Here is a 12,728-nt window from a genome sequence, read left to right on the forward strand (position 1 = left end):
AAAGATGCCCATGCGGACATCTTTCCTCTATCATTTGCTTTCTTTTCTTCTTGCATACATCGCTGCATGCCTTTTAATTTCGCCAATTAACAGCATTTCTTCTTGCTTAGAAATCTCCAACGAAAGACCGTACTGAAATTCATTCACATACGTTTTCTTCCAGATTACGACACCACGCACGTTCATCGGTTGATCAACGATCGTAAACTGCAACTCCACCTCAATTTCACCTTTTGCGGAGTCGATCGGTAAATTTAAGCTCGTCTCCATTCGAATGCCACGTGGGCTAATATCGTGAATTTCAGCCGCTCCTTTATCCGTTTCTACTTGTCGTTCCCCAATACGTGTAATACGAAACGTACAAGGAAGCGGTTGACCAAATTGATATCGAAAAGGTTCTTGACGTTTAAATCTCATCATGTATCCCCCATATGAAAAACTGTACCTTCTTCAATATAGTTGAAATGACAAATGAATTCAAGGGAATTATGACCATTTCGCCCATGTATCTGTAACATGACCAACTTCATCACAATCGAGCACGTACGTCACATTACTATACCGATCGCTTAACCGGAGTTCACCGACATTGACTTCTTCTATGATTCCTTTCTCCGTTTTTAAAACAACATGTCCGTGTGAGAGGAAATGACAACTTACTAATCGATGTGGATTCGTCTTCACTTCTTTAACGAGCAGCTGCCCACGTTTTGCGCGTGCGGATCGCTCGATTTCCGTTCGCGCTATTTTTTTTATTGCCCCTCGTTTTGTCACAAGAACAAGATTTTCATCTGTTGCCTGTTGACCAAACACGACGTAATCGCCTTCTTTTAGATGAATTCCTTTAACTCCTGCTGCCCGAACACCAACTTCTCCGACTTCTTCTTCTTGGAATAGCAATCCATACCCATAATGTGTGACGAGGAATATATGTCCACATCCATCCGTTCGATACACGCGCACAACTTCGTCATCCTCTTTGAGTCGCACAGCTACGAGCGGTTTAGAATAACGCTGTGCCTTATAGTGAACGAGGCTTGTTTTTTTCACAAATCCTTGTTTTGTAATAAATAATAAATATCCGTTTAAAAAATCTTCAATTGGAATGACGCTAACGATCTGTTCATCACGATCGAGTGGAATGGTATGAGAAATATGCTGTCCGAGATCTTTCCAACGAATATCCGGGAGTTCGTAGACAGGACAATATAAGTAATTTCCTTTATTTGTGAACAATAGTAACGTATGCGTAGTGTTCATCTCAAACATTCCGAGCAACCTGTCGCCCTCTTTCATCCCCACATCTTGCCCATTTGAAGCGCTATAAGATCTGAAACTTGTCCGTTTAATATATCCATCTTTTGTGACAGTGACGATCACATCTTCTTCTGGAACAACTACGTTCATTTCGATTTTAATTTCTTTTATTTCCTCCTCAATTGTCGTTCTTCGCTCATCCGCGTACATTTTTTTCATTTTTCTTAAGTCGGCTTTAATAACAGAGAGAAGTTTTTTTTCACTATCTAAAATAGCTGTTAATTCCTCGATTTTACGATGTAACGCACTTGCTTCTTCGCGTAAATCATCAATATCTGTATTTGTTAGACGATATAGCTGCAATGTAACAATCGCTTCTGCCTGTGGTTCTGTAAACCCATAACGATTGATTAAGTTCATTTTTGCATCCTTTTTATCTTGGGAAGCGCGAATCGTTGCGATCACATCATCTAAAATCGATACAGCTTTTATTAGCCCCTCGACAATATGAGCGCGTTCTTTCGCTTTCCTCAATTCATAACGGGAACGGTTCGTAACAACTTCTTTTTGATGTTCGATGTATGCATCTAACAGTTGCGTTAAGTTTAATAGTTTAGGACGACGGTCATAAATAGCAACCATATTAAAGTTGTACGTAGTTTGCAAATCTGTATTTTTATATAAATAATTTAAAATTCCTTGTGCATTCCCATCTTTTTTCACCTCAATGACGATACGTAACCCTGTTCGGTCCGTCTCGTCACGCACGTCAATGATTCCATCCAACTTTTTTTCAAGACGCAATTCGTCAATTTTTTTAACTAAATTCGCCTTGTTCACTTCATAAGGAATTTCTGTAATAACGATCGCTTGTTTACCACCTTTTCCTTGTTCGATTGCTGCTTTGCCACGAATAATGATTTTTCCCTTTCCCGTTTCATAAGCAGCTTTAATTCCTTCTTTTCCTTGAATGATTCCCCCTGTTGGAAAATCCGGACCTTTCAATACGTTCATTAAATCATCCACAGAACAATTCGGATAATCAATCCGCATCATCACCGCATCAATTACTTCTCCTAAATGATGCGGGGGAATTTCTGTAGCATAACCTGCTGAAATACCTGTTGAACCGTTCACAAGCAAATTCGGAAACATCGCTGGCAACACGACAGGCTCCTTACTCGTATCATCAAAGTTCGGTACAAACTCTACTGTTTCTTTATCAATGTCGCGCAGCAATTCGGATGCAATTGGCGATAATCTCGCTTCTGTATAACGCATCGCTGCAGGTGGATCACCATCAATGCTCCCGTTATTTCCATGCATTTCAATTAATACGTTTCTTACTTTCCATTCTTGGCTCATGCGCACCATTGCTTCATATACAGAAGAATCACCATGCGGGTGAAAGTTGCCAATGACGTTTCCAACTGTTTTCGCGGATTTACGAAACGGCTTATCAGATGTGTTTCCGTCTACATACATCGCATATAAAATGCGGCGTTGTACTGGTTTTAATCCATCGCGTGCGTCGGGAAGCGCACGTTCTTGAATAATATATTTGCTATAACGACCAAATCGGTCGCCTAACACATCTTCAAACGGCAAATCTAATATGCGTTCCATGTTCTTATTCCCCCTCAGCTGTCATCACATGATCATTTTCTAAAATATTTACCTCTTCCTCTAATCCAAATTGCACATTCGATTCAATCCATTTTCTTCTCGGCTCTACTTTATCCCCCATTAACGTCGTTACACGGCGTTCAGCACGTGCTGCGTCATCAATACGTACACGAATAAGTGTACGCGTATCAGGATTCATCGTCGTCTCCCATAGTTGATCGGCATTCATTTCGCCAAGCCCTTTATATCGTTGAATAGTGTAGCCTTTTCCAATTTTCTTTAAAATAAGCTGTAATTGTTCATCTGTCCATGCATATTCAACAATTTCCTTTTTACCAACCTTTTTACTTACTTTATAAAGCGGTGGGAGTGCAATAAACACTTTACCAGCTTCAATGAGCGGTCGCATATAGCGATAAAAAAATGTCAACAACAGTACTTGAATATGCGCTCCATCTGTATCCGCGTCGGTCATGATGATCACTTTGTCGTAATGAATATCATCAATCGAAAAATCTGCTCCGACACCACCACCAATCGCATGGATGATTGTATTGATTTCTTCGTTCTTAAAAATATCAGTTAATTTCGCTTTTTCTGTGTTAATGACTTTTCCACGGAGAGGCAATACAGCTTGAAAACGGCGATCGCGCCCTTGCTTAGCAGATCCACCAGCTGAATCTCCCTCAACTAAATACAATTCATTTTTTTGTGGGTTTCGTGTTTGGGCAGGTGTGAGTTTTCCGCTTAATACATGTTCTTTTCCTTTTCTCTTTTTTCCAGATCGCGCCTCTTCCCGCGCCTTTCTCGCTGCTTCACGCGCTTGAAATGCACGAATTGCTTTTTTAATTAACATCGTCGCAATATCCGGATTTTCATTTAAAAAGTACGTCAATTTCTCGCTAACAACGGATTCAACTGCCGAACGGGCTTCAGGCGTTCCTAGTTTCCCTTTCGTTTGTCCTTCAAACTGCAAAAGGGCTTCTGGAATACGAACCGATATGATAGCAGATATCCCTTCACGAATGTCTGTACCCTCTAAATTTTTATCTCGTTCCTTCAATAAACCTACCTTCCGTGCGTATTCATTAAAAACGCGAGTCATCGCCACTTTAGCTCCGATTTCATGCGTCCCACCATCTTTCGTACGCACATGATTAACAAACGAAAGCATTTGCTCCGCATACCCGTCATGAAATTGAAAGGCAAACTCTACTTCAATACCACTTTGCTCACCGCTAAAAAACACGACAGGATGCAATACATCTTTTTCTTCATTTAAATATTGGACAAATGCTTCGATTCCGTTGTCGTAATAAAACGTATCGTGTGAACCCGTCCGCTCATCGTACAATTCGATTTTTAATCCTTTTAATAAAAATGCGGATTCACGTAAACGCTCGCTAATCGTTTCATAATGAAACGTCGTCGTACTAAAAATCGTTGGATCCGGTTTAAACTGAATTTTCGTCCCTGTCTGTTTTGTTACGCCAATTTTCTCAAGTGTAGTCACCGGCTTTCCACCGTGCTCAAATCGTTGGTAATACACGAAGCCATCGCGTTGAATCGTTACCTCCAACCACTCGGACAGAGCGTTAACGACGGACGCGCCAACACCATGTAAGCCACCGCTTGTTTTATATCCCCCTTGTCCGAATTTCCCACCTGCATGTAGCACAGTTAAAATGACTTCCGGAGTAGGCTTTCCTAGCTTGTGCATCCCGGTAGGCATACCACGTCCTTCATCTTGCACGCTAACACTTTGATCATTATGTATCGTGACAATAATGCGTCTACCATATCCGGCAAGCGCCTCGTCAACTGCATTATCGACAATTTCATATACAAGGTGATGTAAACCGCGACTATCTGTGCTTCCGATATACATGCCTGGTCGCTTACGAACGGCTTCTAATCCTTCTAATACTTGAATCGTGTCTTCGTTATATGTAAGAAGCTGCTTATCCGTCACACTTATTCCCCTTTCACAATAAGAACATTTGTTTCTGTTTTTTCGACTTTTTCTATTTTAACATACATTCGTAAAACGTCCAATGCCAACCCATCCCGCTCATTCCAAGCTGAAGATGATGAAGAAAAAGAACGACCATTACAAAAAGAATGGTCGTTTTTAACGTGTGAGCGCATGTTCTACTTTGATGCAGCGATCCATCACAACCGTATACCCTTTTTCTGTCAAGTAACGATACACTTCTTCATCATATACACCTAATTGCCCCCAAAACACGTCCGCATGAATTTGTATAAACTGCTCAGCAATTTCACGCAAATGTTCAGACCGACGAAATACATTCACAATATGTACATGTCCTTCAATATCAGTTAACGTAGCGACAGCTGGGATACCTTCCCATTCTTTAATGAGCGGATTGACTGGGATGATTTCATACCCTGCCTCTCTCATCGCTTTTGCAACCATGTAAGATGTACGTTCTGGACGATTCGATAATCCTACTACAGCAATTCGCTTTGCCTTATCTAATATTTGTTTAATCTGTTCACGACTTGGATTCATGTGCTCAACCTCCCTTATGATAAACTAGTATTTCTTCATGTAAAAAAATAATCCTGCCTTCATTTTTCAAAAAAGCGTGTTACAATAAAAGCAGAACCTCGATTTGAAGAGGAAATATTTATGGAGTAAAGGGTGCATACGATGTCCATTTTGCTTATAATTATCGGTTATTTACTTGGATCGATTCCGTTCGCCTTGCTTGTCGGAAAAATTGGATATGGAATTGATATACGTGAGCACGGGAGCGGAAATTTAGGTGGGACAAATACATTTCGCGTGCTCGGAGTAAAAGCTGGACTGATTGTTACAATTGCCGACATTTTAAAAGGGGCGTTAGCGGCAAGCTTACCCGTACTGTTTTCTGTAGATATTCATCCCCTTATTACAGGGATGTTTGCTGTATTTGGTCATACATACCCCGTATTTGCTCAATTTCGTGGTGGGAAAGCGGTCGCTACATCTGGTGGGGTCTTATTGTTCTACTCACCCATGCTTTTCATGACGATGTTAGCCGTCTTTTTCCTCGTTCTATATGTATCAAAATACGTCTCGCTTTCATCGATGTTAACAGGGGTATATGCGACCGTATATGCATTTGTTTGGACAGATGATGTGCCTTTGCGCATCGTCGTCACATTATTAACATTGTTCGTATTTTATCGTCATCGAGCAAATGTGAAACGGATTTTAAACAAAACTGAACCGAAAGTGAAGTGGTTGTAACGTGACAACATGTCATTTACCAAAACAATTTGTAACAAAAATGAATGCTTTGCTTCACGATGAAGCGGAGCGTTTTTTTGCGACATACAACGAAGAAAAAGTAAATGGATTGCGCGTCAATTCGTTAAAAATTTCACCATCGACATTTTTACATATCAGTCCATGGAACCTTGAGCCTATTCCTTTTTGTTCAACAGGATTTTATTATCATGATGCGCAGCCAGGGAAACATCCGTACCATGCGGCTGGATTATACTATATTCAAGAACCGAGTGCGATGTTTGTAGCGGAAGTGCTTGCCCCATCCCCAGAAGAACGAGTTCTTGATTTATGCGCGGCTCCAGGAGGAAAAACAACACAAATCGCAGCAATGATGAATAACGAAGGATTTTTATTGGCGAATGAAATTCATCCGAAACGTGTGAAAGCTCTATCAGAAAATATCGAACGGCTCGGAATTACAAACACTGTCGTGACAAATGAAACGCCTGAAAAACTATCGGAAACATTTGAAGGTTTTTTCGATAAAATTTTAGTTGATGCTCCTTGTTCCGGAGAAGGAATGTTTCGAAAAGATGAAGAAGCGATCTCATTTTGGAGCTTAGATCATGTTCAAAAATGTACCCAAGCGCAACGACATATTTTATCATGCGCCTATCACATGTTAAACGAAGGGGGCGTACTCGTTTATTCGACATGCACATTTTCCCCAGAAGAAAATGAACAAATGATTGATTGGTTTTTAGCGACTTATGATGATATGGAGTTAATTCCGATTCAAAAAGAACACGGTGTCCAATCAGGTGTCGTTGATTGGACAAGCACAAACAATGAACAAATAGCACATACAGCAAGGTTATGGCCCCATCATTTAAAAGGAGAAGGACATTTCGTCGCAAAAATGCGCAAACGCGGAGAAACAAAACGATGGAACGGAAAATTTATTACTCCTAACGTATCTAAAGCGATGTGGCGTGATTATGAGACGTTTTCCAACAATACGATACAAACAACAATAAAAGGAACGATGTGCATGTTTGGCACACACTTATTTGCGCTTCCATATCTTTGCCCGCGATTAGATGGTTTAAAAGTCGTTCGCCCTGGGCTTCATATTGGTGAATGGAAAAAAAACCGATTTGAACCTAATCATGCTTTAGCTATGGCATTAACACCACAACAAGTACAAGCTCATGTTTCTCTCACTTTTGAAGAAAGTATCCGATATATGAAGGGGGAAACATTACAAACTAACGAAGACCGTGGATGGGTATTGATGACTATTGACGGGTACTCGCTCGGTTGGGGAAAAGAAGTAAAAGGAATTGCAAAAAACTTTTATCCTAAAGGGTTACGAATCAAGTAGGATGCCCCTTTTAACGAGGGGCATCCTTTATTTTGTAATCGTAACTGTAAAAGTAATATCATCTTTACTCAAATCGAACGTTTTCGCTTTTAACACAAACCCTTTTTTAATCTGAATGTCGCTTACGACGATGTAAATGCGTTCTTGTTTGGCATCCACTTTCACCCAATTCGGCAAAGAAGCATGTTTATCTATATACGCTAAAACATACGGTACAGGTAAACGAAGTTGGCCAAACGTCATCATTGGCTGAGCAAGCACAATATGTCCATGCTCATCGACAACCGGATCAAATGCCATTGTTAAATCTACAGGCCTCCCAAATACCGGGAGTACACTTTTTATATATAGCCGATCAGCCAGTTGAACATCGTAAGATAATTGGCCTTTTTTTTCATGTTTCTGAATGTATGCATTCACTAACGCATTAAGATGTTGTTTCGATGTTTGAACAGTAAATGTTGGACCTTCCCCTTCAATGGTTGGAATACTTGGGGAAGAAGATGGCTGAAACATATAAAAAAATAACAAAGCGATGAGCAAACCATTTATTCCTAACAAGCAAAAAAACAAGTGTTTCCATTTTACTTTTACAGTCTTCACTATTCATTCTCCTTTAGCCATTCAACATGTTTTTGTAAATATGTGTATATACGTTGCGCCATTCGCTCATAACCGCGCGTGTTTGGATGAAACTGATCGTCATGCAATACGTCGTCGCGCCCTTCAAACAAGTCTGCGATAGGAACGAATAACGCATAATCATAGCGCGAAACGACTTGTTTACTCCCTTCATTCCACATGTGTATGATGTCATCCATTTCCGGTATATTCGGAAATGCAGAGGAAAACGGATTGTATAATCCGATAAGCACAATGTAAGCATCTGCATTCATATGGCGAAGAAGTTGCAATTGCTCATGAAGTCGGGAAGCAAATGCCTCTTGCTCTTTTACAAATAAATCATATGTCAAAGTTAAAAAATGTGAGCGAGCAACTTTCATGATATCATTTCCGCCAATCGTAATAAAAATAAGATCCGCTTGTTGGATAGATGGTTCATTATTTATAATTACATCTGCCAGTTGTGTACTACGCAATCCTCGCTTCCCGAAGTTGTTCACAAATACTTCATTTATATCTTCTCGTTCTTCCATATATCGCTTTATTAACGTGACATATCCATCTTGATCATCGCCTACCCCTTCTGTCAATGAATCACCTAACGCCACTATATGCAAATTACGAGGTAGCGGCTGTTGGACACTTTCCTCTGTCAACTGTAAAGTTTCTTCTTTCACTGTCTGTATAGAAGAGCATCCAGCCAAACAGAAACAAAAGAGCAAAAGGAGAAACTTGTTCATATGCTTCATCTCCTCTCCATAAAAGAAAAGACAAAAATGACTAGACCATCATTTTTGTCTGTATCTTCTATTGTAACATGTCAATATGTTTTAAAATTTCTTCGTAAGGTACGTCATTTAAGCCACTATAATACTTCACAATCGTTCCGTTTTGATCAACAAGATAAAAGTAAGTACCGTGAATGACTTGATCTCCTTCTTTCGGTTTCTTTACAACCGCTTTAAAGTTTTTTTGGGCAAAGCTCTCAATTTCTTCCTGCGTGTATCCTGTAAGTAAACTCCATTTGCTCTCATCCGCTTGAAACTTTTCGATATATGTTTTTAACGCTTCCGGCGTATCGTTTTCGGGATCTACACTAAATGAAACAAAATGGACATCAATCCCTTTTTCTTGCGCCATCTTTTGTAGCTTCGCCATATTAGCCGTCATCGGTGGACAAACATCAGCGCATCGTGTAAAAATGAAATCAGCTATCCACACTTTTCCCTTTAAATCAGCTAGACCGAATGTTTGACCATTTTGATCGGTGAACGTAAAGTCTTCAATTGGCCAGTTTTTTGCATCTGGAATCGATTGTTGGCAAGCAACGAGAACAGATAGTAATACAACAAACAGCCATAAACGTTTCAACTTTTGTTTCCTCCTACTCCGTATAATACATGAATCCTATCGCCCCTGATCCTGTATGCGTTGAAATGATCGGGGTAGTGTATACAATCTCAGTTTGCGTCCATCCTGTTACTTCTGCGATCGACTGTTTTAATCGTTCGCTCAAATCAAGTGCGTCTGCATGAGCAATCCCTACTGCTCGAATTGTTTTTCCTTTCGTATGCTCTACAAATTGATTTGTTAAATACTTGACGATTTGAGATTGGCTACGAACTTTTGTGACAGGAGTATACACACCGTCTTCTAACGAAGCGATTGGTTTAATGTTTAGTAGCGAACCGATCATTGCTTTTCCTCGTCCGATCCGTCCACCTTTCACGAGGTTTTCGAGCGTATCGACAACGACAAACAAATGTGTATTCGCACGAATCGCATCAAGACGCGAAGTGATTTCGGCCACCGTTTTTCCTTCAGCAGCCATTTTTGCCGCTTCTAACACTTGAAAGCTAAGCGCAAGAGAAATGAAACGCGAATCGATGACTGTGACGTTGGCGTTTGTCATGGCTGCTGCACTTTCCGCAGAACGCACTGTTCCGCTCATTCCCGCGGTCATGTGAATCGAAATCACGTCATATCCTGCTTCTCCTAGCTTGTCATACACTTCTAAAAACTGTCCTGCAGACGGTTGTGAGCTTTTCGGTAGCTCATTCGCTTGCTTCATTTCTTCAATAAATTTTTGAGGAGTTAAGTCAATGCCATCTAAGTATGTTTTTCCGTCAATGGAGATAGATAATGGAACAACATGAATGCCCCATGCCTCAATCGTTTCTTTCGGTAAGTCTACCGTTGAATCTGTTACAATCTTCACTTTACTCATTTTTTCACTTCCTGTATTTCATTCTAAAATTGTATACGGTGAAATTATATAATAAAACCCCATGATATGTCGTCGATTTCATAAAATTTTTTGCAAAAAAAGAGCGGATCTGCACTTTGGCAAATCAGCTCATGCGTTGTTTTTTAAAATTTCAGATTTAAATATTTGTTCATATACCGACCACTTCAATACGCGTTTTAAATACTCTTTGAACGAATATATCTTTTTCTTCTTCTCACTCACATACACTTGAGCAATAAATGTTTGCAACCTGACTTTTACAATAAATTGATAAGGGTTATCGTCCTCCAGTATCGGAATTTCGATAATTTTTACTTTTTGCCCATCTACGTTTTTGAACTCTAGGCTTTTGAATAACAAAATATCAATCCTCTTTTTTGACCGATTTACTTATATTATACACGATTTTCATGCCGAAGTATGTCACATTTCGTCACTCATTTATAAAAAATTTTTGTCAAATGAGTAAATGGAATAAACTGCTGTCTTTGTTGACTTCTATAAATGGAAATCCTTTTTTCTTCATTCGCTCAATAAGCAGAGCATAATCTTCACGGCACTTTAGTTCAATGCCAACGAGAGCAGGGCCGCTATCTTTATTATTTTTTTTCGTATATTCAAAGAGTGTAATGTCGTCTGTTGGTCCTAATACTTCATCGAGAAATTCACGCAAAGCGCCAGCACGTTGCGGAAAATTCACAATAAAATAATGTTGAAGTCCTTCATAAATCATAGATCGTTCTTTAATTTCCTGCATTCGCCCAATATCATTGTTTCCTCCACTAATAATGCAAACAACCGTTTTGCCACGAATGTGATCTTTATATAAGTCAAGTGCAGCAACTGGCAACGCTCCAGCAGGTTCTACAACGATCGCATTCTCGTTATAAAGTTGCAAAATTGTTGTGCACACTTTTCCTTCAGGAACGACTACAATATCGTCAACGAGCTCTTTCGCTAACGTAAATGTCTTTTCACCCACGCGCTTGACTGCTGCACCATCTACAAACGGATCAATCTCACTTAAAGTAATCACTTCGTTTGCTTCAAATGATTTCTTCATTGATGGTGCCCCTTCAGGTTCAATTCCAATCAATTTTGTGGCAGGAGAAATGCTTTTTATGTACGTGCCTACACCAGAGATGAGTCCTCCCCCACCAATGCTCGCGAACACATAATCAATAGCTTCTTCACAATCATTTAACATTTCAACTCCAACCGTTCCTTGACCAGCGATAACAGCTTCATCATCAAATGGATGGATAAACGTTCGCTGCTCTTTTTTGGCGCAAATAAGCGCTTGCTCGTAAGAATCGTCAAATGTATCACCAACTAAAATAATATCAACAAACTCCCTTCCAAAAAATTGAACTTGTGATACTTTTTGTCTTGGAGTTGTAGAAGGCATATAAATTTTCCCATGCACCCCAAGCACTCGGCACGAATAAGCTACCCCTTGCGCATGATTGCCCGCACTTGCACAAACAACTCCATTTTTCTTTTCTTCTTCACATAAACTTTTCATTCGGTAATAGGCTCCTCGAATTTTGAACGATCGAACGACTTGTAAATCTTCCCGTTTAAAATACACGTGGCAATCGTAACGCTCTGAAAGCAATTCATTTTTTTGTAGAGGAGTATGGTATACGACGTCTTTTAATGTTTGATAAGCAATTAAAATATCTTCTACGTATACGCCATGTTTTCGTTTTACTTGTTGTTCCATTTTCTCGTTTCCTTTCCGTTTGTAATTTCGTTATCAAAATTATGTTATTCTAAAATATATCATATTTTCGAATAAAGAAAAGTAAATTTTCTAAAAATTATCCGAAAAAATAAAGCTCGCTTGTTATTTGCGAGCTATTCGTTCATATATGCAAAATGCATGTGGATAGCGATTTTTTTCATCTTGTACGCCAGGCTGTACCGAGCAGAGCTCCCATTGCTGTTCATCAATGTTTGGAAAAAATGTATCCCCATTAAACGTTGCATCAATATGTGTAACGTACAATCGATCAGCTATCGGCATCGCTTGTTCAAATACTTGTGCCCCCCCTATAACGAATACATGACCGTATTGTTGTTCGACTTGTTTTATGTCATCAATCGAATGAATAACTTGACAACAAGAGATGTTCAAGACGGACTTGTCGCGTGTAAGTATGATATTCGTTCTTCCTGGCAAGGGGCGACCAATTGATTCAAATGTTTTTCTTCCCATCACAATCGGATGTCCCATCGTTACTTGCTTAAAATAAGCTAAATCAGCTGGTAAATGCCAAGGCAACGTATTGTTATAACCGATCACTCGATTTCGATCCATGGCCACGATAATAGAAATCAATCGA

13 protein-coding genes are annotated in these 12,728 nt (G+C 39.7%); 2 read left to right on the forward strand and 11 right to left on the reverse strand.

Features of this window, described 5'->3' with window-relative positions; genetic code table 11:
- Positions 1 to 30: 30 nt before the first annotated feature.
- The 4 genes from BM213_RS04145 to BM213_RS04160 all read right to left on the reverse strand — a co-directional run bounded on the left by BM213_RS04145 (position 31) and on the right by BM213_RS04160 (position 5,419).
- Positions 31 to 417 (reverse strand): PilZ domain-containing protein, encoded by a 387-nt coding sequence (locus tag BM213_RS04145; protein WP_091701211.1) that lies wholly within the window; start codon positions 415 to 417, stop codon positions 31 to 33.
- 69 nt (positions 418 to 486) lie between these two features.
- Positions 487 to 2,883: a DNA topoisomerase IV subunit A gene (gene parC / locus BM213_RS04150; RefSeq protein ID WP_091701214.1), complete on the reverse strand. Its 2,397-nt coding sequence runs from the start codon at positions 2,881 to 2,883 to the stop codon at positions 487 to 489.
- A 4-nt stretch (positions 2,884 to 2,887) separates the two neighbouring features.
- The gene (gene parE / locus BM213_RS04155) at positions 2,888 to 4,861 is read right to left on the reverse strand and encodes a DNA topoisomerase IV subunit B (RefSeq protein WP_091701216.1); all 1,974 of its coding nucleotides are present in this window, start codon (positions 4,859 to 4,861) and stop codon (positions 2,888 to 2,890) included.
- 153 nt (positions 4,862 to 5,014) lie between these two features.
- Positions 5,015 to 5,419 (reverse strand): CoA-binding protein, encoded by a 405-nt coding sequence (locus BM213_RS04160; RefSeq protein ID WP_091701218.1) that lies wholly within the window; start codon positions 5,417 to 5,419, stop codon positions 5,015 to 5,017.
- 141 nt (positions 5,420 to 5,560) lie between these two features.
- Here BM213_RS04160 and plsY point away from each other — a divergent pair, with 141 nt between their 5' ends.
- Together plsY and BM213_RS04170 are read left to right on the forward strand one after the other, a co-directional pair.
- Positions 5,561 to 6,142, forward strand: coding sequence for a glycerol-3-phosphate 1-O-acyltransferase PlsY (gene plsY / locus BM213_RS04165; protein ID WP_091701221.1), 582 nt, complete (start codon positions 5,561 to 5,563; stop codon positions 6,140 to 6,142).
- Between the two features lies 1 nt (position 6,143).
- Positions 6,144 to 7,508: an RsmF rRNA methyltransferase first C-terminal domain-containing protein gene (locus tag BM213_RS04170; RefSeq protein ID WP_091701224.1), complete on the forward strand. Its 1,365-nt coding sequence runs from the start codon at positions 6,144 to 6,146 to the stop codon at positions 7,506 to 7,508.
- A gap of 27 nt (positions 7,509 to 7,535) precedes the next feature.
- Here BM213_RS04170 and BM213_RS04175 read toward each other — a convergent pair whose 3' ends face one another.
- The 7 genes from BM213_RS04175 to BM213_RS04205 all read right to left on the reverse strand — a co-directional run bounded on the left by BM213_RS04175 (position 7,536) and on the right by BM213_RS04205 (position 12,724).
- A complete protein-coding gene (locus tag BM213_RS04175) occupies positions 7,536 to 8,111 on the reverse strand; it encodes a YpmS family protein (protein WP_091701226.1) in 576 nt (191 codons plus the stop codon).
- Positions 8,111 to 8,872, reverse strand: a complete 762-nt coding sequence (locus BM213_RS04180) for an SGNH/GDSL hydrolase family protein (protein ID WP_091701229.1) — start codon at positions 8,870 to 8,872, stop codon at positions 8,111 to 8,113. The genes BM213_RS04175 and BM213_RS04180 overlap by 1 nt, the downstream gene beginning before the upstream one ends.
- 67 nt (positions 8,873 to 8,939) lie before the next feature.
- Positions 8,940 to 9,503, reverse strand: coding sequence for an SCO family protein (locus BM213_RS04185; RefSeq protein ID WP_091701231.1), 564 nt, complete (start codon positions 9,501 to 9,503; stop codon positions 8,940 to 8,942).
- 13 nt (positions 9,504 to 9,516) lie between these two features.
- The gene (locus BM213_RS04190; protein WP_091701234.1) at positions 9,517 to 10,359 is read right to left on the reverse strand and encodes a DegV family protein; all 843 of its coding nucleotides are present in this window, start codon (positions 10,357 to 10,359) and stop codon (positions 9,517 to 9,519) included.
- A 129-nt stretch (positions 10,360 to 10,488) separates the two neighbouring features.
- A complete protein-coding gene (locus BM213_RS04195; protein WP_091701241.1) occupies positions 10,489 to 10,740 on the reverse strand; it encodes a DUF2535 family protein in 252 nt (83 codons plus the stop codon).
- Positions 10,741 to 10,837: 97 nt separating this feature from the next.
- Positions 10,838 to 12,106: a threonine ammonia-lyase IlvA gene (gene ilvA / locus BM213_RS04200; RefSeq protein WP_091701246.1), complete on the reverse strand. Its 1,269-nt coding sequence runs from the start codon at positions 12,104 to 12,106 to the stop codon at positions 10,838 to 10,840.
- Positions 12,107 to 12,229: 123 nt separating this feature from the next.
- Positions 12,230 to 12,724 carry a dihydrofolate reductase gene (locus tag BM213_RS04205; RefSeq protein ID WP_091701251.1) on the reverse strand — a complete coding sequence of 165 codons (495 nt, stop codon included), beginning with the start codon at positions 12,722 to 12,724 and terminating at the stop codon, positions 12,230 to 12,232.
- Positions 12,725 to 12,728: the final 4 nt, after the last annotated feature.

It is taken from the genome of Anoxybacillus pushchinoensis (assembly GCF_900111795.1).
Taxonomy (GTDB): Bacteria; Bacillota; Bacilli; order Bacillales; family Anoxybacillaceae; genus Anoxybacillus; species Anoxybacillus pushchinoensis.

Coding starts and splice junctions, on each gene's coding strand:
- BM213_RS04180 (WP_091701229.1), bottom strand. CDS start 8,872: ATGAACAAGTTTCTCCTTTTGCTCTTTTGTTTCTGTTTGGCTGGATGC.
- BM213_RS04190 (WP_091701234.1), bottom strand. CDS start 10,359: ATGAGTAAAGTGAAGATTGTAACAGATTCAACGGTAGACTTACCGAAA.
- BM213_RS04145 (WP_091701211.1), bottom strand. CDS start 417: ATGAGATTTAAACGTCAAGAACCTTTTCGATATCAATTTGGTCAACCG.
- parC (WP_091701214.1), bottom strand. CDS start 2,883: ATGGAACGCATATTAGATTTGCCGTTTGAAGATGTGTTAGGCGACCGA.
- BM213_RS04160 (WP_091701218.1), bottom strand. CDS start 5,419: ATGAATCCAAGTCGTGAACAGATTAAACAAATATTAGATAAGGCAAAG.
- ilvA (WP_091701246.1), bottom strand. CDS start 12,106: ATGGAACAACAAGTAAAACGAAAACATGGCGTATACGTAGAAGATATT.
- plsY (WP_091701221.1), top strand. CDS start 5,561: ATGTCCATTTTGCTTATAATTATCGGTTATTTACTTGGATCGATTCCG.